The organism is Pseudomonas guariconensis (genome assembly GCF_900102675.1).
Classification (GTDB): domain Bacteria; phylum Pseudomonadota; class Gammaproteobacteria; order Pseudomonadales; family Pseudomonadaceae; genus Aquipseudomonas; species Aquipseudomonas guariconensis.
Genome location: NZ_FMYX01000004.1, coordinates 258,831 through 278,788, shown reverse-complemented (window position 1 = coordinate 278,788; position 19,958 = coordinate 258,831). Strand labels below are relative to the sequence as shown.

The window sequence follows — 19,958 nt, the reverse complement described above, 5'->3', positions numbered from 1 at the left end:
ATGTGGAGACTGTCGCCCAACAGGCTCTGCTCCTGGCAGAACCTGAAAAATCATCGAGCCATCGGCCGGAAAAAAGCGCCGGCAGCACCTGCTGGCCATGCGCTACTGGCAAGCCTAGCAAAGGGTGGAGAAGTGTGTGGACAGCTCATCGAACACCCTTCGGCGCGCATTCTAGCGCGCTCGTTGAAAAAGCAAAGCTCCCTGAACGCCCAGCGCGTTGTAAGTTTTAGGCCTGTGTCACGAACGTGCCGGGTAAACCGTTTGCTCTTCGCTAAACAGCGAATTCCAGGCAAAAAAATGCCCGGCGAACCGGGCAAGTTTTCCAGCGCGTCGCGGTTACAGGTTATAGCCGCGCTCGTTGTGTTGAGCCAGATCGAGGCCGACCGACTCTTCTTCTTCGTTGACCCGCAGCCCCATCAACACGTCCAGCACCTTGAGGATCACGTAGGTGACGATGGCGGTGTAGACCACGGTGAACAGCACGCCCTTGGTCTGCACCCAGACCTGCGCGGCGATGTCGGTGACCGCGCCGAAGCCGCCCAGGGCAGGCGCCGCGAACACACCGGTGAGAATGGCGCCGACGATACCGCCGATGCCGTGCACACCGAAGGCGTCCAGGGAGTCGTCATAGCCCAGCTTGCGCTTGAGGCTGGTGGCGCAGAAGTAGCAGATCACGCCTGAAGCCAGGCCGATGATCAGCGCGCCCATCGGCCCCACGGTGCCTGCCGCCGGGGTGATGGCCACAAGGCCTGCGACCACACCGGAGGCGATGCCCAAGGCGCTGGGTTTGCCGTGGCCGATCCACTCGGCAAACATCCAGCCCAGCGCTGCGGCGGCGGTGGCGATCTGGGTGACCAGCATCGCCATGCCGGCGGTGCCGTTGGCCGCGGCGGCGGAACCTGCGTTGAAACCGAACCAGCCGATCCACAGCATGGCCGCGCCCATCAGCGTATAGCCCAGGTTGTGCGGGGCCATCGGGGTGGTCGGGTAGCCTTTGCGCTTGCCCAACACCAGGCAGCAGACCAGGCCGGCGATACCGGCATTGATGTGCACCACGGTGCCACCGGCGAAGTCGAGTACGCCCCAATCCCACATCAGCGCGCCATCACCGCTCCAGACCATGTGCGCGATCGGCGCATAGACCAGGGTGAACCAGACGCCCATGAACACCAGCATGGCCGAGAACTTCATGCGTTCGGCGAAGGCGCCGACGATCAGCGCCGGGGTGATGATGGCGAAAGTCATCTGGAACGTGATGAAGACTGCCTCGGGGAACAGCGCGGTGGCCGAGGTCAGGTTCTGAGGCGTGACGCCGCTCAGAAACGCCTTCGAGAAGCCGCCGACGAAGGAATAGAGATTGACCACGCCCTTTTCCATACCGGTGGTATCGAATGCCAGGCTGTAGCCGTAGACCACCCACAGAATGCTCATCAGGCCGGTAATGGCGAAGCATTGCATCATCACCGACAGCACGTTCTTGGAGCGGACCATGCCGCCATAGAACAAGGCCAGACCCGGAATGGTCATGAACAGCACCAGCGCCGTGGCAGTGAGCATCCAGGCGGTATCGCCGGAATTCAACGCCGGGGCAGCTTCCTCTGCCAAGGCCAGGCCGGGCATTACGAGGGACAATAGGGCTCCTAGCCCTGCGATCTTACGCAGAGTCATGTTGTTTTCTCCTGGGGCGTTGGGTTTGTGAGGCGGTGTTACTTAGATCGCGTCGGTATCGGTTTCGCCCGTACGGATGCGGATGGCCTGCTCCAGATTGACCACGAAAATCTTGCCGTCACCGATCTTGCCGGTGTTGGCGGCCTTGGTGATGGCTTCGATGACACGGTCAAGGTCCTTGTCGTCGATCGCGACGTCAATCTTCACCTTGGGCAGGAAATCGACCACGTACTCGGCACCGCGGTACAACTCGGTATGGCCTTTCTGCCGACCGAAGCCTTTTACTTCGGTCACGGTGATGCCCTGCACGCCGATTTCCGACAGCGACTCGCGCACGTCGTCCAGCTTGAACGGCTTGATGATGGCAGTGACTAGCTTCATGAAACTTCTCCCGATTTGGTGGACTTGCCCCAGGAAAACAAACCCGTCTCAAGTCTAAGCGCAGCGGTTGGCTTTGTAACCCGTCGTCGGAGCCCTCTCGCCAAAGTCGAGGGGCCGTTGGTTCCAGCCTCGCACTGCCTGGTCACAAGAACTGCATCAGTGCATGGCTCGAAATGGTCTTTGCAGAAACCTTGCCACTTCGGATAACCCGAGCAAAAACAGTCGATTACACTCAGAGGCAGGCTTTGGCCAATCGCCAGCAGAGAAAACACGCACAACTTCGGTGCGTCGAACCGCTGCAGACTGCGCAAAAAATGTGCAGGGCAAACGCCATCCAGGTGCGTGCTACACTGCGCACCTCTCAACGATTCAAGCGGACAGCCCAACATGCTCGCGCCCAAAGCCTTTCTCGACGCCCTGAGCGACCAGGCCTCTCGCCTGTTCAGCGGCGACACCGCACAGCCACGCGCCGAACTGGAGAGCCAGTTCAAGGTCCTCATGCAGGGCGCCTTCAGTAAGCTGGACCTGGTCAGCCGGGATGAATTCGACAGCCAGATGGTAGTCCTGGCGCGCACTCGCGCACGCCTGGAAGCCCTGGAAAAGCAGGTGGCCGAGCTGGAAGCGCGGATCGCTCCGTCCGCTGAGCAATAACAGCCGCCCGCTTTCGCCGATGCCTGTTCTGCGGTGTTCTCATGAACACCGCTGTCCCTACAGGCCGTCGGTCACTCCCTGCAAAACCCCGACGCACTCTTTCGCAATCGCCCTTCCCCAGGCGCTCTATGCTTGCCCAACCGCAGGAAGCGGTTTTCCCCAAGCGACCACGGAGTGTCCATGTCCCTCGCCCTCGTCCACAGCCGCGCCCAGGTCGGCGTGCTGCGCCTGCTGTCAGTGTCGAAACCCATCTGGCCAACGGCCTGCCCACCCTGACCCTGGTCGGTCTGCCCGAAGCCACGGTCAAGGAGAGCAAGGACCGCGTGCGCAGCGCCATCGTCAACTCCGGCCTGGACTACCCCGCCCGACGCATCACCCAGAACCTCGCCCCGGCCGATCTGCCCAAGGACGGCGGGCGTTACGATCTGGCCATCGCCTTGGGCATCCTGGCCGCCAATGGCCAGGTTCCGGTGGCGCCCCTGAGCGAAATCGAGTGCATCGGCGAGCTGGCGCTGTCGGGTGGATTGCGCCCAGTGCAAGGCGTGCTGCCTGCGGCACTGGCCGCGCGAGAGGCTGGGCGAGCCCTGGTGGTACCCAGGGAGAACGCCGAGGAAGCGAGCCTGGCGAATGGCTTGGTGGTCTACGCGGTGGGCCATCTGCTCGAGCTGGTGGCCCACCTCAACGGCCAGTCGCCCCTATCACCCTTTGCAGCCAACGGCCTGCTGCTGCGGGAGCGGCCCTACCCGGACCTCAGCGAGGTCCAGGGCCAGACTGCCGCCAAGCGTGCGCTGCTGGTGGCTGCGGCCGGTGCACACAATCTGCTTTTCACCGGACCGCCCGGCACGGGCAAGACCCTACTCGCCAGCCGCCTGCCCGGGTTGCTCCCGCCGCTGGATGAGCACGAGGCTCTGGAAGTGGCGGCAATCCAATCGGTCAGCGGTCATAAGCCGCTGGACTGCTGGCCCCAGCGCCCCTTCCGTCATCCTCATCACTCGGCGTCAGGCCCGGCCCTGGTGGGCGGTGGCAGTCGACCTCAACCGGGCGAGATCACCCTGGCGCATCATGGCGTGTTGTTTCTGGACGAACTGCCGGAGTTCGAGCGACGCGTGCTCGAAGTGCTCCGCGAGCCGCTGGAGTCAGGGGAAATCGTGGTGGCCCGTGCCAAGGATCGCATACGCTTTCCTGCACGCTTTCAGCTGGTAGCGGCCATGAACCCCTGCCCTTGCGGTTACCTGGGTGATCCCACCGGGCGTTGCCGGTGCAGCACCGAGCAAATCCAGCGTTATCGCAACAAGCTGTCCGGCCCGCTGCTCGACCGGATCGATCTGCACCAGACCGTGGCCAGGGAAAGCACCGTACTGACCCACCAGCCCTGCGGCGAGTCCAGCGCCAGCGTCGCCCGCTTGGTGGCCGAGGCACGTGAGCTACAGCAGCGGCGCCAGGGCTGCGCCAATGCCTTTCTCGACCTCAACGGCCTGCGTCGCCACTGTGCGCTGGAAGCGGTCGACCAGGCCTGGTTGGAAAATGCCTGCGAGCGCCTGACTTTGTCCCTGCGGGCGGCCCATCGCCTGCTCAAGGTAGCCCGTACTTTGGCAGACCTTGAACAGAGAGAATGCATTGGGCGTGCGCACTTGGCCGAAGCGCTCCAGTATCGACCAAGCACCTGATCATCAGACAGCACCCGGTTCGCGGATAATCCGCTGCCCAAAGGTATCGATTCCGGAACGATGCTTCCCGAAGCGACGGGATTGTCCTGTTTGCTGCTCAAGACGAAAATGCCCGCCTCTGCTATCCATTGCCTAACCCTCTCGTCGCTCAAGGAGTCCGAGCCATGCCCCACGAAGCCAGCCTGCTGCAAACGGCGGTGATTTTCCTGCTTGCCGCCGTCGTTGCCGTACCCCTGGCCAAGCGCCTGCAACTGGGGGCGGTGATCGGCTATCTGCTCGCTGGTGTGGCCATCGGGCCCCAGGCACTGGGACTGATTCGCGACACCGAGAGCGTCGCGCACATCTCCGAGCTGGGCGTGGTCCTGCTGCTGTTCATCATTGGCCTGGAGCTCTCGCCACGGCGGCTGTGGCTGATGCGCAAGGCGGTGTTCGGCGTGGGTCTGGCCCAGGTGCTGATGACCGGTGCGGTCATTGGCGCCATCGCCCTGTTCGGCTTCGGCCAGCCGCTGCCCAGCGCCATGGTGCTGGGCTTGGGCCTGGCCTTGTCGTCCACCGCATTCGGCTTGCAGAGCCTGGCCGAAAGCAAACAGCTCAATGCCCCTCACGGTCGCCTGGCCTTCGCCATCCTGCTATTCCAGGACATCGCCGCCATCCCCTTGATCGCCCTGGTGCCACTGCTGGCCGCCAGCGGCCCGGACACCAGCCATGGCGACAGCCTGCAGCATGGTCTGCAGGTATTCGCCAGCATCGCCATCGTCATCGTCGGCGGCCGCTACCTGCTGCGCCCGGTATTCCGCACCGTGGCCCGTACCGGCCTGCCGGAGGTGTCCACCGCGACTGCGTTGCTGGTGGTGATCGGCACCGCCTGGCTCATGGAGCAGGCCGGCATTTCCATGGCCTTGGGCGCCTTCCTCGCCGGTCTGCTGCTGGCGGACTCGGAGTACCGTCACGAGCTGGAGTCACAGATCGAGCCGTTCAAAGGTCTGTTGCTGGGGTTGTTCTTCATCAGTGTGGGCATGGGCGCCAACCTCGGGTTGCTGCTGGAGATGCCGCTGGTACTGCTCGGCCTGACCCTGCTGCTGGTGGCAGTGAAACTGCCGTTGCTGATGCTGGTCGGGCGCCTGGCCGGCGGCTTGAACACCGCCAGCGCCCTGCGCCTTGGCGTGGTGCTGGCGGCAGGTGGCGAATTCGCCTTCGTGGTGTTCAAGCTGGGCAAGGACCAGGGCCTGTTCGATGCCCGTACCCACGACATGCTGCTGATGACCATCACTCTGTCGATGGCCATCACCCCGCTGTTACTGCTGGCCTGCGCACGCCTGCTCAAGCGCCCGCAACCGGCTCGCGAGGTGCCGGAGCACTACAAGAGCATCCAGGCCGACACGCCACGGGTGGTGATCGTCGGCATGGGCCGCATGGGCCAGATCGTCTCGCGCATCCTGCGGGCGCAGAAAATCCCCTTCATTGCCCTGGACACCTCGGTGGACACCATCGAGATGACTCGCACCTTCGAACAGGCTCCGGTGTTCTACGGCGACCCGCAGCGCCCGGAGGTCTTGCATGCGGCCAAGGTTGGCGAAGCCGAGTACGTCATCATCACCACGGATGATCCGGAAGTGACCACCCGCACCGCCGAGCGGGTCAAGCGCCTGTATCCGCACCTGAAGGTGATCGCCCGGGCGCGCAACCGCCAGCATGTGCACAAGCTGATGGACGTGGGCGCCGAGCCGATCCGTGAGACGTTCTATTCCAGCCTTGAGATGAGCCGCCGCACCCTGCTCGGACTGGGCTTGTCGGGCGAGCAGGCCGCAGACCGAATCCAACGCTTCACCGAACACGACGAGCAAGTGCTCGAAGCGCAAGGCCGCGTGCGCGACGACCGGGCCAAGGTGATGCAGACCGCCCAGGAAGCGCGCAAGGAGCTGGAGCGGCTGTTCGAGTCGGATGCACCGTAGGCCATAGCCTCAGCGCACCGCTATGCCTGCGAAGATGGACTGATCCTGCATGGGCCGCACAGCGGCCCCTACTCATTCATGGGCCTTCGCCGCTCAAAACAGACTCGCTACGGTAGACTGCGAAATCCCTCGCCTGCGTTTCGAGAATGCCCATGGAAGACCTCAACTCCCTCTACTACTTCACCCAGGTAGTCGAGCACGGCGGTTTCGCGCCGGCCGGCCGGGCCCTGGACATGCCCAAATCCAAGCTCAGCCGGCGCATCGCCGAACTGGAAGAGCGCCTGGGCGTGCGTCTGCTGCATCGCACCAGCCGGCACTGCTCGCTGACGGAAGTCGGCCAAGCCTATTACCAGCGCTGCCTGGCCATGCGGGTGGAGGCCGAGGGGGCCGCCGAAATCATCGAGCGCAACCGCAGCGAGCCCCGCGGCCTGGTACGCATCAGTTGCCCCACGACCTTGCTCAATGCCTGGGTGGGGCCGATGCTGACGCGCTACATGGCCAAGTACCCGCAGGTGGAGTTGTTCATCGAGAGCACCAACCGCCGGGTCGACCTGCTTCACGAAGGCTTCGACATCGCACTGCGGGTGCGCTTCCCGCCGCTGGAGAATACCGACATGGTGATGAAGGTGCTGAGCAATAGTACTCAGTGCCTGGTGGGGCAGCCGTCGTTTCTCGAACAACTGCCGGAAAACTTCGAGCCGCAGATGCTGGGCCAACTGCCCAGCCTGCATTGGGGCAGTTCGCAGCGTGAGTACCAGTGGGAATTGTTCCAGGACGAAAGCATGGCGCAGAAGCTGGTGATCGCACATAAGCCCAAGGTAGTCACTGACGACCTGTTCGCCTTGCGTCACTTTGTGGTGGCAGGTGTGGGAATCGCGCATTTGCCACGAGTAGCGGTGCGCGAAGACCTGGCGGCAGGCAGGTTGGTGGAAATGCTGCCGGGTTGGCACCCGCGCTGCGGGATCGTCCATGCGATCTTCCCGTCCCGGCGGGGGTTGCTACCGTCAGTGCGGGCGTTGATCGATCATCTGGCCGAGGAGTTCGCGGTCAGCGATATGGCGTGAGTTGGCGGGTGACGCTTTGCAGCCCTGGCACGCGGTCGCCAGCCCCCACAAGAGCCTGTTGAATGCTGTGGGGGCCGGCGCCAGCCTGGTGGCTTTCAGAAGGCGAAGCAGGAACAGCCCAACGCTCCCCAGAAGCCCTGGAAGTCATTCACCGGCACGGTCGAATGACGCGCTTTCTCATGGCTGTGCGCATGTACGCCGCACGGCCCGACACATTGATGTGCCACCGCCGCCAAGGACGGTGTACCCACCCGCCAATGCCCCGGAACCTTGGTCACCGGCGACCACTCCGGCAGCACCGGCACCTGGGGCGGTCCGAGCTTGTCGAATTCCGCTGCGCCATAGACCACCTTGCCATCGACAATGGTCAGCACCGACTCGATGCCCTTGATCGCCTCTTCATCGACACTGAAGAAGTCAAGTGACAGTGCCGCCAGGTCCGCCAACTGCCCCACCTTGATCTGACCTTTCTTTCCCTGCTCGCTGGAGAACCAGGCGCTGCCCTGGGTGAACAGTTGCAGCGCAGTCTCGCGGCTCAGTCCCTGCGGATACAACGCCATGCCACCCACGGTCTTGCCGCTGACCAACCAGTACAGCGAGGTCCACGGGTTGTAGCTGGACACCCGTGTCGCGTCGGTACCGGCGCCCACCGGCACGCCCATGTCGAGCATGCGCTTGATCGGTGGCGTCTGCTCGGCAGCCTTGGCGCCGTAGCGGTCGACGAAGTATTCCCCCTGGAAGGCCATGCGGTCCTGGATGGCGATGCCACCGCCCAGCGCACGCACTCGCTCGATGTTCTGCGGGGTGATGGTCTCAGCATGGTCGAAGAACCATGGCAAGCCATTGAACGGGATATCGCGATTGACCTTCTCGAACACGTCGAGCATGCGCGAGATCGATTCGTTGTAGGTGGCGTGCAGGCGGAACGGCCAGCGCTGCTCAACCAGATGGCGCACCACCGGCTCCAGCTCCTGCTCCATGGTCTGCGGTAGATCCGGGCGCGGCTCGAGGAAGTCCTCGAAGTCGGCGGCGGAGAACACCAGCATCTCGCCGGCGCCGTTGTGGCGGAAGAAGTCGTTGCCGCCATGCAGCTTGACGCTGGAGGTCCAGTTCTTGAAATCGGCCAGCTCCTCCTTAGGCTTCTGGGTGAACAGGTTGTAGGCAATCCGCACGGTCAACTGGTTGTTGTCGGCCAGTTCCTGGATCACCTGGTAGTCGTCCGGGTAGTTCTGGTAGCCACCACCGGCATCGATAGCGCTGGTCAGGCCCAGGCGGTTGAGCTCACGCATGAACTGGCGCGTGGAGTTGACCTGATACTCCAGCGGCAGCTTCGGCCCCTTGGCCAAGGTGGCGTAGAGGATCATCGCGTTGGGACGCGCAATGAGCATGCCGGTCGGGTTGCCGAACTTGTCACGCTGGATCTCGCCGCCTGGTGGGTTGGGCGTCTCCTTGGTGTAGCCCACGGCGTTGAGGGCGGCACGGTTGAGCAGCGCGCGGTCGTAAAGGTGCAGCAGGAACACCGGCGTGTCCGGCGCGGCCTGGTTGATTTCTTCCAGCGTCGGCATGCGCTTTTCGGCGAACTGGAATTCGTTCCAGCCACCGACCACTCGCACCCATTGGGGCGTGGGGGTGCGTGCGGCCTGGTCCTTGAGCATGCGCAGGGCATCGGCAACTGATGGCACGCCTTCCCAGCGCAGTTCCAGGTTGTAGTTCAGGCCACCGCGGATCAGGTGCAGGTGCGAGTCGTTCAGACCGGGGATCACCGTGCGTTGCTTGAGGTCGATGATCTGCGTGGTGTTGCCTTTGTGGGCCATGGCCTCGGCGTCGCTGCCCACGGCAATGAAGCGGCCGTCCTTGATGGCGACGGCGGTCGCGGTGGGCTTCTCGCGGTCAACAGTATGCAGTTTGCCGTTGAACAGAATCAGGTCGGCGGACATGGAACCTCCTTGGCTTGTTGCGTAAGCGGAACCGGCTTGGCCGGCGAAAGGCAATGCGGACCAGAGCGCGCCGGCGGCACCGAGGACGGTACTGGTGGCGAGGAACTGGCGACGGGTCTTGTCGTTGCGATCCTTGGACATGGTCTTCTCCGTCTAGGCGGCAGCGGCCGGAGCCGCTGCGGGGCATGCCGATAAATGCAGTGCGGTGGGTTGTGAAAGGGTAGCCCTGTTCACCATTTGTGCTGCCTGGCGAGTTCGATTCGCGGGCTCACCCGTGAAAGCCTGCCACGATCACTTCTGAAGAAACGCCAGCAGATCTTCGTTCAGCTGCTGGGCATGGGTCACTGCAAACCCATGCGGTGCCCCGGCATACACCTTCAGCTCAGCCCCGCGGATCAACGCCGCCGCCTGCTTGCCGGTGGTCTCGAACGGCACGATCTGGTCGTCGTCGCCATGGATGACCAAAGTCGGTACATCGATCTTCGCCATGTCCGGACGGAAGTCGGTCTCGGAGAAGGCTGTCACGCAGTCCAGGGTGCCCTTGATCGAGGCCATCAGGGCGATGTTCAAGGTCTGGGTCTGCACCCCTTGGGAGACCTGCTGCCCATGGTTCAGGCCATAGAACGGTGTGGCGAAATCGGCGATGAACTGCGCACGGTCGGCACGCAGACCGGCACGGATGCTTTCGAACACCGACAGGTCGACCCCCTCGGGGTTGTCGTCACGCTTGCCGAACACCGGGGTCACCGCCCCCAGCAACACCAGCCCGGCCACCCGCTCGCTGCCGTGACGGGCGATGTAACGGCTGACATCACCGCCCCCCATCGAGAAGCCGACCAGGGTCACGTCATGCAGATCGAGGTGTTCGATCAACTGGGCGATGTCATCGGCGAAGGTGTCGTAGTCGTAGCCATCCCAGGGCTGGCTCGAACGCCCGAAACCACGGCGGTCGAAGGCGATGGCGCGGTAGCCGCGGCTGGCCAGGAACTCCATCTGCGAATCCCACATGTCGGCGTCCAGTGGCCAGCCGTGGCTGAACAGCACAGGCTTGCCGCTGCCCCAGTCCTTGTAATAGATCGAAGTGCCATCGCGGGTAACGAGGGTGGTCATATCGGTATCTCCTTGAAAGTGTCGAGCTAAAGGCGTGGTTCAGCCGCGCAGCCAGTCGGCGCAGCGACGGGTTACCCACGGCATGATGTAGAACACCACGGGCAGGATGACGAACAGGTTGACGATCAAGTTGCCGGTGATCGCGCCGCCCAACTGCGGAAAGCGCGCGAAAAGCGGCGACAGCAGTTGCGGGATGACCAAGGTCATGGGGCAAATCACCAGGTAAGTCAGCAGCGCCTGCTTCCAGCGCGGCGGTTGGGATGCACCGGTGGTGGGCGGGGTGAACCAGAACTCCGGATCGTCATGGACCTGGGTCTGGTCGCCCTCCTCCAGCAGCGGCAGCACCTCGTTGATCAGCGCCTGGCGCTCGGGAGAGTCGACCCAGGCCTGCAGCTGGTCGGCCTCGGCGAAGCGCACCACGGTGGTGAACTGACGGCCATCGTCGTCAGGACGGATCACATTCACATCCAGATGACCCGGCTGCTGGCGGGCCACGCTGACGGTGTGCCGCAACCAGGCTTCATAACGCGCCAGCGCATCGGTGCGCACTTTGTGCTGGATGACCAGCGTCACCACGGTACGGTTGTTCATCGGCCTTCCCCTGGACAAGATGAGGCCAGACGCCGGGATCCGGCGCCTGGCGAAGTGGGTTACTTGCCAGCAGTCAGCGTGCTGTAGCTGGTCATCAGGTTGCGGTAGTCCGGGATGTGGTTGGAGAACAGGGTACCCAGGCCCTCGATGTCGTTGCGCCAGTCGCGGTGCAGCTCACAGGCCACGCCGAACCAGGTCATCAGTTGCGCACCGGCCGCTTCCATCCGGCGCCAGGCGGTGTCGCGGGTCATCTCGTTGAAGGTCCCGGAGGCATCGGTGACCACGAACACTTCGAACTCTTCTTCCAAGGCCGACAGCGCCGGGAAGGCCACGCACACTTCGGTCACCACACCCGCGATGATCAGTTGCTTCTTGCCGGTGGCCTTCACCGCCTTGACGAAGTCTTCGTTGTCCCAAGCGTTGATCTGGCCTGGACGCGCGATGTAGGGGGCGTCCGGGAACTGCGCCTTGAGCTCCGGTACCAGCGGGCCGTTGGGGCCTTGCTCGAAGCTGGTGGTGAGGATGGTCGGCAGGTTGAAGTACTTGGCCAGGTCCGCCAGGGCCAGCACGTTGTTCTTGAAGCGGTCAGGCTCGATGTCCCGTACCAGCGAGAGCAGGCCTGCCTGGTGGTCGACCAGCAGTACGGCAGCGTTGTTCTTGTCCAGGCGGTTGTAGGTGAATTTGCTCATGGTCTGTGTTCCTTCAGTGAGTGAGTTGGGGTGTTGCCTTGACTGCATGGGCACAGATTAAAAACATCACCTTTGAAGCACTAGATAGCGAAAACTGGCTCTAGCGTTCTATTTTCGGAACGATGATCGAAGCGACACCCTTTGCGAGCCTTTTGCCGCTGTGCGGCCCCGGCTCCATTGCCTGCCCGCCCAACCTGCTCTTTACTACCCACAGCCTTTCTCTGTCGCGAGACTTCCATGCTGGCGTTCATTCAGTCCTCCCCGCTGTTGCTCGGCGCCGCCCTGCTGCTGCTCGACCTGGTGTTATGGCAATTGATCCCGGTCGAGCGCCGGGCCTGCCGTATCGGCGCTCGGCTGGTTATTTTCCTGTTGTTCAGCTGGGTCCTGTTGGCGGCGGGCATGAGCCCGTTGCAACCGGCGCCCTGGGTGGACGACGTGCCCCGCAACCTGATGGCCACCGCGCTGGAGATCGCCTGGTGGCTGTTCTTTGCCCGTACCGTGACAGTGGTGTTCGGCCTGGTGCTGATCGCCCGGGGCGGTCATGGCGGGCGGTTATTGCAAGACGTGCTCGGGGCACTGATCTTCGTGGCAGCGGTGATCGCGGCAGCGGCCTACGTGATGCAACTGCCGGTCAAGGGTCTGCTGGCAACCTCAGGCGTCATGGCCATCGTCATCGGCCTTGCATTGCAGAGCACCTTGGCGGACGTGTTCTCAGGCATCGTGCTCAACACTACGCGGCCTTATCAGATTGGTGATGCGATCTCCATCGACGGTACCGAGGGCAAGGTGCTGGACATCGACTGGCGGGCCACGCGCCTGCTCACCGGCAATGGCAGCCTGGCGGTGGTGCCCAACTCGGTGGTGGCCAAGGCCAAGCTGCTCAATTTCAGCCGTCCGGCGGACGTGCATGGGGTGTCGATCAGCGTGGTGGTGCCGGCCAAGGTGCGCCCCAAGCGGGTATTCGATGCGCTGGAAAAAGCCCTGCAGGGCACCAGCGCGCTACTCACGACACCGCCGCCCAAGGTGACCGTGAAAGCCTCAACGCTAGAGTCGGTGGAGTACGAGGCCAGCGGGTTCGTGGCGACCATGGAGCGCAAGGTCGAGGTGCGCAACCAACTGTTCGACCTGGCCCATCGTCATCTGGAGGCCAACGGGGTGATGTGGAACGTGGACCTCGCCCTGCCCCCACGCAGTCGCCAGCGCGAGCTGCTGGATGACGTGCGGGTGTTCCGCTCCTTGACCAGCGATGAACGCGACGCCTTGAGCCAGCGCATGACCGCGGTGGAATACCTGGCGGACCAGGTGATCCTGGGCGTGGGGGAACACTCCGACTATGTGCTGGTGATCGGCAGCGGCGTGGTGTCGGCGTCGATTCGCGATGGCGAACGCCTGATCGAAGCCGGGCGCATGGGGCCTGGCGAGGTGCTGGGAATCGAAGGCCTGATCGACGAGGAGGAGTCGCTGGCCGAATTTCGGACCCTGACAGGCTGCCTGCTCTATCGCATCGACAAGGAGCAGGTGCGCAACTGCCTGGCCCAGCGGGGCGAGGTACAGACCGCTCTGACCAAACTGCAGCGTTTCCGTCGTCAGAACCGGGAGTCCTTGCTGATGCAGAAACCGCCCGTGGTGAAGAAAGGCGGCTTCCTCAGCTGGCTGCACAAGTGATGCGTCCAGGCGCCTTTCGCGGGTAGACCTAGTCCTACAAGGCCAGCGCTGCCCTGTGGAAGCGGGTTTGCCCGCGCACAAGCCGACGCGGTCAGAGCACCACCCGCAGGCATTGCCCCGCGTGATACAGCGAGAAGCCCGACTCATAGAAGGCCGTGCGCAGCGAAGGCGCGCTGACCGGCTTCATTGGCGAGAACGGGATCGGCAGGCTGTTCGGGTCATCCTTGAGCAGGAACTCGGCGAACGCACGGCCAATCACCGTCCCGGTCGTGTTGCCCCGGCCGTTGTAGCCAGTCACCGCCACCAGCCCAGGGGCCGGCTCGAACAGGCGCATCAAGTGATCCGGCGTGAAGTCGATGCAACCGGTCCAGTGCATCTCCCACTCGACCTTGCCCAGCTCCGGGTAGTAATGGCTCTGGATGCGGTCTGCCCAGCTGCGCACGAACCAAGCCGGCTTGTTGTCCACTCGGCCGAGGCTGCCGAGCAGCAGACGGCCTTGGTCGTCGCGGCGAATGCTGCTGAGCACGGTGCGGGTGTCCCAGGAGCCCTGGCCATGAGGCAGGACCTTGTCGGCCGCGGCGCCCTGCAGCGGCTTGGAAGCCACCTGGTAGTAGTAGCCACGGAAGAAGTGCTTCTGCAGGTTGCTCCACTCGCCTTCGGTGTAGGCACCGGTGGAGATCACCACCTTGTCGGCGCGCACCGAGCCGCGAGCGGTGTTCACTCGCCAGCCATCGCCGTCGCGCTCAAGGCCTTCGACCGAAGATTGCTGGAATACCCGTCCGCCCAGGCGTGCCACGGCGGCAGCCAAGCCCTGGGTGTAGGCCATTGGGTTGATGGTGCCGGCGCGGCGGTCGAGCAGCGCGGCGGAAATCTTGTCGGTGCCGCAGTATTCCTGGCAGCGGGCCCCGGTCAGCAGCTCGACATCCGCGCCGCGACGACTCCACTGGGCGTGACGCGCCTCGAGGTCGGCAATGCCAGTGGCGTTGTGTGCCATGTGCAGGGTGCCTTTGTGCTGGGCCTGGCAGTCGATGCCGAGGCGCTCGATCATCGCGAACACTTCGGCAGGCGCTGCGCCGAGCACTTTGTTCAGGCGGCTGCCCTGCTCCAGGCCGAGGGTCGCCTCGACATCGTCGGGACGGATCCAAGTGCCGGCATTGACCAGACCGACGTTGCGTCCAGAGCCACCATGGCCGATCTTCCAGGCCTCCAGCAGGATCACCGACTTACCCTGTTCGAGCAGGTGGATCGCTGCGGACAGCCCGGTGATGCCGCCGCCGATCACACAGACATCGGCCTTGTGCTCACCCGCCAGCGCCTGGGCGGCGACGGTCGGCTTGGTGACGAACTCCCACAGACATTCTTGACGCAATTCGGACATGGCCCGGCTCCAGCAGTGTTGTTCTTGTTGGGGCCGCTGCGCGGCCCTTTCGCGGCTGGACCCGCTCCCACAGCTACATCACAGGTCAAAAACCCTGTTGTACCTGTGGGAGCGGGTCCACCCGCGAACCGGGGGCAAGGCCCCCGGCCTGCGATCATCAGTCGAACACGATCCCCTGCGCCAGCGGCAGCTCGCGCGAGTAGTTCACGGTGTTGGTCTGACGACGCATGTAGCCTTTCCAGGCATCGGAACCGGACTCACGACCACCGCCGGTTTCCTTCTCGCCACCGAACGCGCCGCCGATTTCCGCGCCGCTGGTGCCGATGTTGACGTTGGCGATACCGCAGTCGCTGCCCGAGGCGCTCTGGAAGCGCTCGGCCTCACGCAGGTCGGTGGTGAAGATGCACGACGACAAGCCTTGCGGTACTTCGTTATTCAGGCGCAGGGCCTCTTCGAAGTCGTCATAGGCCAGCACATAGAGGATCGGGGCGAAGGTCTCGTGGCGCACCACCTCGCTCTGGCCCGGCATCTCGACGATGGCCGGCGAAACGTAGTAGGCGTTGGGGTATTCGCTGGCCAGCTGGCGCTCGCCGCCGAACACCTGGCCACCTTCGTCGCGGGCCTTGGCCAGCGCGCCTTGCATGGCGTCGAAGGATGGCTTGTCGATCAGCGGGCCGACCAGGTTGTCCTTGCGTGGGTCACCGATGCGCACCTTGCCGTAGGCGGCTTTGACGCGGGCAACCACTTCGTCCTTGATGGAGCGGTGCACGATCAGGCGACGCAGGGTGGTGCAGCGCTGGCCCGCAGTACCGACCGCGGCGAACAGGATGCCGCGCACGGCCAGGTCGAGATCGGCGCTCGGGGCCAGGATCATGGCGTTGTTGCCACCCAGCTCGAGGATGCTGCGGCCAAATCGGGCGGCTACACGCGGGCCCACTTCGCGGCCCATGCGGGTGCTGCCGGTGGCGCTGACCAGCGGTACGCGTGGATCATCCACCAAGGCTTCGCCGGCTTCGCGACCACCGATCACCAGCTGGCTCAGGCCTTCCGGTGCATCGCCAAAGGCTTTCAGGGCCTTCTCGAACAGTGCCTGGCAGGCCAGGGCGGTCAGCGGGGTCTTCTCGGACGGTTTCCACACCACGGCGTTGCCGCAGACCAGCGCCAGCGCGGTGTTCCAGGCCCAGACCGCTACGGGGAAGTTGAAGGCGCTGATGACGCCGACCACGCCCAGCGGGTGCCAGGTCTCGCGCATGTGGTGGCCTGGACGCTCGGAAGCGATAGTCAGGCCGTACAGCTGACGCGACAGGCCAACGGCGAAGTCGCAGATATCGATCATTTCCTGCACTTCACCCAGGCCTTCCTGGGTGATCTTGCCGGCCTCGATGGACACCAGTTCGCCCAGCTCGGCCTTGTGTGCACGCAGCACTTCACCGAACAGACGCACCAGCTCGCCACGGCGCGGGGCCGGCACGCTGCGCCAGGCTTCGAAAGCTTTGTGGGCCTGGTCGATGCGGGCAGTGGTCTCGGCTTTGCCGAGCAGTTTCACCGAGGCGATCTGGCTACCGTCGATCGGGGTGTGAACAGGGTAGTCACCCTGGGTGTAAGCCTCGGCGGCAACGCCAAGGCGCTCGAGCAATCCAGCGACCATGTGCTTCTCCTACAGGGGGTGAAGGGTTGAAAACCTGATGTGGATCAGTATTAATCCGATGACACTAGCGTAACAAACGACCTTTATTCCGCATATCATTCCGTCAGGTAATGATCCTCCTGCCGTAGAGACCGCTATGTCCAAACGCCTGGTACCCTCGATGACCGCCTTGCAGTGCTTCGAGGCTGCTGCTCGCCACTTGAGCTTCACCCGCGCGGCCGAAGAGCTGCACCTGACCCAGAGTGCGGTCAGCAAGCAGGTCGCGCAGCTCGAAGAGATGCTCCGGCATCATCTGTTCCTGCGTATCCGCCGACGTTTGCAACTCACACCAGCCGGCTCGCTGTACCTGGCCGAAGTCAACAAGATTCTCACCCAGGTGGACATGTCCAGCCGCTACGTCCTGACCTATGGCGAGCAGACCGAAGTATTGAAGGTAGCCACCCAACCAAGCTTTGGCGTGCGCTGGTTGATTCCGCACCTCAAGGGCTTCGGCAAGCGCTACCCGAACATTCATTTGGACATCCGCAACGAAATGGAGCCTTTCGCCCTGCTTCAGGGCTCGGCGGATGCAGTGTTCTTCTATGGCCAGGGCACCTGGCCAGGCGCCACCTGCGTGGAGCTGTTCGGCGAAGAGGTGGTGCCGGTGTGCGCGCCGGAGCTGTTGCAAGGCCGTGAGCTCAAGGACGCCAGTGCGGTGGCGCAGCTTGTGTTGTTGCAAAGCACCTCGCGCCCGGAGGCCTGGCACGAGTGGTTCCTGGAGCAAGGGCTGCATACCGACAACAGCTACCACGGGCCACGCTTCGACACCTTCTATATGGCGCTGAGCGCGGCACAAGCCGGTTGCGGCGTGGCGCTGGTGCCCCGCTACCTGGTGGCCAAGGAACTGGCCGAGGGCAGCCTGGTGATGGCCTGGAACCATGCGATGAAGAGCAACGGCGCGCATTACCTGGCGTTCGCCGAACATGCCGCGGAGGTGCCGAAGGTGCGGGCGTTGGTGGAGTGGATCAAAGACCAGCTGCAAGGCTGATAGGTGGGACCAGAAGGTCGATCCAAAAAGGAATGACACCTGCACTTTTTTTCGCTTGTGGGGAAAGTGCATTCCCAGCTTTCATGTAAGGGTACTCACTCACCCCCAGGAAGCTAGCGATGCCCGCCCACGATTTCGTCAGCCCCGACAGCATCCGCGCGCAGTTCTCTGCCGCAATGTCCCTCATGTACAAACAGGAAGTGCCTCTGTACGGCACGCTGCTGGAGCTGGTGAGCGAAATCAACCAGCAGGTCATGACCCAGCAGCCCAAGATCGCCGAAGCCCTGCGCTGGACCGGTGAAATCGAGCGCCTCGATCAAGAGCGCCACGGCGCCATCCGCGTCGGTACCGCCGAGGAGCTCGCGACCATCGCCCGCCTGTTCGCGGTCATGGGCATGGAGCCGGTCGGCTACTACGACCTGAGCAGCGCCGGCGTGCCTGTGCATTCCACCGCGTTTCGCGCGGTACACGAGCAGTCCCTGCACATCAGCCCGTTCCGCGTGTTCACCTCGCTGCTGCGCCTGGAACTGATCGACAACCCGCAGCTGCGCGAACTGGCCCAGGGCATCCTGGCCAAGCGCAAGATCTTCACCCCGCGGGTGCTGGAGCTGATCGCCCAGTGCGAGCGCGACGGCGGCCTGAGCGCCAGCGATGCCGATACGTTCGTGCAGGAAGCGCTGCACACCTTCCGCTGGCACCAGGACGCCACTGTCACGGCCGAGCAGTACCAGCAATTGCACGACCAGCATCGCCTGATCGCCGATGTCGTGGCCTTCAAGGGCCCGCACATCAACCACCTGACCCCACGTACCCTGGACATCGACGCCATCCAGCTGGGCATGCCAGCCAAAGGCATTCCGCCCAAGGCTGTGGTCGAAGGCCCGCCCACCCGCCGACACCCGATCTTGCTGCGTCAGACCAGCTTCAAGGCGCTGCAGGAAAAGGTCGCGTTCAGCGATGCACAAGGCAGCCACACCGCGCGTTTCGGCGAGATCGAACAACGCGGTGCGGCGCTGACCCCCAAGGGTCGCCAGCTCTATGACCGCTTGCTCAACGCCACCCGCGAGGCCCTGGGCGGCGCACCGGCCGAAGCCAACGCCGAACGCTACATGGCGCTGCTCAAGGCGCAGTTCGCCGAATTCCCGGACGACCTGGTGCAGATGCGCGAACAGGGGCTGGCGTACTTCCGCTACTTTGCCACCGAAAAAGGCTTGGCCGCCCGCGACCAGCAAGGTCGTCCGACCACCCTGCAAGGCCTGATCGATGCCGGCCACGTGCATTTCGAGGCGCTGGTGTACGAAGACTTCCTGCCGGTCAGCGCCGCCGGGATCTTCCAGTCCAACCTGGGCGACGATGCCCAGGCCGAGTACGGCAGCAACGCCAACCGCGAGGCATTCGAAGCGGCACTGCAGATGAAGGTACAGGATGAACTGGCGCTGTATGCCCAGAGCGAGCAGCGCTCACTCGAGGCTTGTGCCCAGGCGCTGAACCTCAAGTCGCTGTAAGCCATTAGCCGGTAAACCCGCTCCCAGGCCCCTCCAGGAGCGGGTTTACCCGCGAACAGCCAGATCAATCGGAATTCGAGCGATCCCGCGATTGGGTCTCAAGGATGCTCACATCCGGTAGGTTCATCGCCGCCGCCTCTTCCTGCAAGAAGGCGCTCAACCTGCGCAAACGCTCTCCCCCAGGCCTCGTTCGTGGCCACACCAGGTAGTAATCCATGCCACTGGGCACCGCTGTCGGCCACGGCAGACTCAGGCGTCCCTGGGCCACGTCCTCGGCCACCATCAGCAGATCGCCCATGGAGATGCCATAGCCACGGGCAGCTGCGATCATGCCCAGCTCCAGGGTATCGAACACCTGCCCGCCCTTGAGCGAGACCTTGTCGGTGAGCCCCATGCGCTCCAGCCAGGCGCGCCAATCGCGTTTGTCCGGCGTCGGGTGCAACAGCTCGATGCCGGCCAGGCGTCGCTCGTCCCATGGGCCATCATCGAGCAGGCCCGGCGCGCCCACCGGGATCAGCAGCTCGGAGAACAGCCGACGCACCTCCCAGTCCGCGGGAAATAACCCATCGCTGAGCAACACCGCACAGTCGAACGGCTCCTGATTGAAGTCCACATGGTCCACGTCCATCCAGGCGCTGGTCAGTTGCACCTCGTTGCCTGGCTGCAGGTGACGGAACTGGCTCAGGCGCGACAACAGCCAGCGCATGGTCAAGGTCGACGGGGCCTTCATGCGCAAGATGTCGTCTTCGCCGCGCAAGGTGTCGCAGGCCCGCTCCAGCGCACTGAAGCCCTCACGCACGCCGGGCAACAGCACCCGCGCCGCCTCGGTCAGTTGCAGGCTGCGACCGTTGCGCACGAACAAGCGGCAGGCGAAGTGATCCTCCAGGGTGCGGATATGCCGGCTGACCGCGCTCTGGGTGATGGACAGTTCCTCACCGGCGCGGGTGAACGAGCTCAGCCGAGCGGCGGCTTCGAATGCGCGTAGCGCATAGAGCGGGGGAAGCTGACGAGACATCTGGCACCTG

The 19,958-nt window shown here is 63.8% G+C and carries 15 protein-coding genes and 1 pseudogene; 7 read left to right on the top strand and 9 right to left on the bottom strand.

The genetic code is table 11. The features are described from left to right. Window positions 1-336: 336 nt before the first annotated feature. Both BLS27_RS09165 and glnK read right to left on the bottom strand, forming a co-directional pair. Window positions 337-1,668: an ammonium transporter gene (locus BLS27_RS09165; RefSeq protein ID WP_043213430.1), complete on the bottom strand. Its 1,332-nt coding sequence runs from the start codon at window positions 1,666-1,668 to the stop codon at window positions 337-339. A 42-nt stretch (window positions 1,669-1,710) separates the two neighbouring features. After that, a complete protein-coding gene (gene glnK, locus BLS27_RS09160) occupies window positions 1,711-2,049 on the bottom strand; it encodes a P-II family nitrogen regulator (RefSeq protein ID WP_002555808.1) in 339 nt (112 codons plus the stop codon). Between the two features lie 387 nt (window positions 2,050-2,436). On the opposite strand from glnK, the gene BLS27_RS09155 reads away from it, so the two are divergent. From BLS27_RS09155 to BLS27_RS09140, 4 genes and pseudogenes are all read left to right on the top strand, one after another. Beyond that, window positions 2,437-2,700 (top strand): accessory factor UbiK family protein, encoded by a 264-nt coding sequence (locus BLS27_RS09155; RefSeq protein ID WP_043213432.1) that lies wholly within the window; start codon window positions 2,437-2,439, stop codon window positions 2,698-2,700. A gap of 180 nt (window positions 2,701-2,880) precedes the next feature. Then, a pseudogene (locus tag BLS27_RS09150) lies at window positions 2,881-4,367 on the top strand (YifB family Mg chelatase-like AAA ATPase). Between the two features lie 164 nt (window positions 4,368-4,531). Continuing rightward, on the top strand, window positions 4,532-6,319 hold the full coding sequence (locus BLS27_RS09145) for a monovalent cation:proton antiporter-2 (CPA2) family protein (protein ID WP_090344245.1): 1,788 nt from the start codon (window positions 4,532-4,534) through the stop codon (window positions 6,317-6,319). Window positions 6,320-6,471: 152 nt separating this feature from the next. Beyond that, entirely contained in the window at window positions 6,472-7,383 is a 912-nt protein-coding gene (locus BLS27_RS09140; protein ID WP_043213439.1) for a LysR substrate-binding domain-containing protein, read from the top strand. Between the two features lie 95 nt (window positions 7,384-7,478). On the opposite strand, the gene BLS27_RS09135 is transcribed toward BLS27_RS09140, so the two are convergent. The 4 genes from BLS27_RS09135 to ycaC all read right to left on the bottom strand — a co-directional run bounded on the left by BLS27_RS09135 (window position 7,479) and on the right by ycaC (window position 11,710). Beyond that, a complete protein-coding gene (locus tag BLS27_RS09135) occupies window positions 7,479-9,320 on the bottom strand; it encodes an amidohydrolase (protein WP_167358081.1) in 1,842 nt (613 codons plus the stop codon). A 291-nt stretch (window positions 9,321-9,611) separates the two neighbouring features. Then, the gene (locus BLS27_RS09130; RefSeq protein ID WP_090344242.1) at window positions 9,612-10,430 is read right to left on the bottom strand and encodes an alpha/beta fold hydrolase; all 819 of its coding nucleotides are present in this window, start codon (window positions 10,428-10,430) and stop codon (window positions 9,612-9,614) included. A gap of 39 nt (window positions 10,431-10,469) precedes the next feature. Continuing rightward, complete coding sequence (locus tag BLS27_RS09125) at window positions 10,470-11,021, bottom strand: antibiotic biosynthesis monooxygenase (RefSeq protein WP_090344239.1); 552 nt, start codon at window positions 11,019-11,021, stop codon at window positions 10,470-10,472. A gap of 59 nt (window positions 11,022-11,080) precedes the next feature. After that, window positions 11,081-11,710: an isochorismate family cysteine hydrolase YcaC gene (ycaC, locus tag BLS27_RS09120; RefSeq protein WP_090344236.1), complete on the bottom strand. Its 630-nt coding sequence runs from the start codon at window positions 11,708-11,710 to the stop codon at window positions 11,081-11,083. Between the two features lie 237 nt (window positions 11,711-11,947). Here ycaC and BLS27_RS09115 point away from each other — a divergent pair, with 237 nt between their 5' ends. Next, window positions 11,948-13,375, top strand: coding sequence for a mechanosensitive ion channel family protein (locus BLS27_RS09115; protein WP_090344233.1), 1,428 nt, complete (start codon window positions 11,948-11,950; stop codon window positions 13,373-13,375). Between the two features lie 91 nt (window positions 13,376-13,466). Here BLS27_RS09115 and amaA read toward each other — a convergent pair whose 3' ends face one another. Continuing rightward, complete coding sequence (gene amaA / locus BLS27_RS09110; RefSeq protein ID WP_043213452.1) at window positions 13,467-14,753, bottom strand: L-pipecolate oxidase; 1,287 nt, start codon at window positions 14,751-14,753, stop codon at window positions 13,467-13,469. Between the two features lie 157 nt (window positions 14,754-14,910). Beyond that, a complete protein-coding gene (gene amaB / locus BLS27_RS09105; protein WP_043213031.1) occupies window positions 14,911-16,401 on the bottom strand; it encodes an L-piperidine-6-carboxylate dehydrogenase in 1,491 nt (496 codons plus the stop codon). 136 nt (window positions 16,402-16,537) lie between these two features. On the opposite strand from amaB, the gene BLS27_RS09100 reads away from it, so the two are divergent. Continuing rightward, the gene (locus tag BLS27_RS09100) at window positions 16,538-17,428 is read left to right on the top strand and encodes a LysR family transcriptional regulator (protein ID WP_043213029.1); all 891 of its coding nucleotides are present in this window, start codon (window positions 16,538-16,540) and stop codon (window positions 17,426-17,428) included. Between the two features lie 119 nt (window positions 17,429-17,547). After that, a complete protein-coding gene (gene hglS / locus BLS27_RS09095) occupies window positions 17,548-18,933 on the top strand; it encodes a 2-oxoadipate dioxygenase/decarboxylase HglS (protein WP_090344229.1) in 1,386 nt (461 codons plus the stop codon). 64 nt (window positions 18,934-18,997) lie between these two features. On the opposite strand, the gene BLS27_RS09090 is transcribed toward hglS, so the two are convergent. Next, window positions 18,998-19,948 carry a LysR substrate-binding domain-containing protein gene (locus tag BLS27_RS09090; RefSeq protein ID WP_052352480.1) on the bottom strand — a complete coding sequence of 317 codons (951 nt, stop codon included), beginning with the start codon at window positions 19,946-19,948 and terminating at the stop codon, window positions 18,998-19,000. Between the last annotated feature and the right edge of the window lie 10 nt (window positions 19,949-19,958).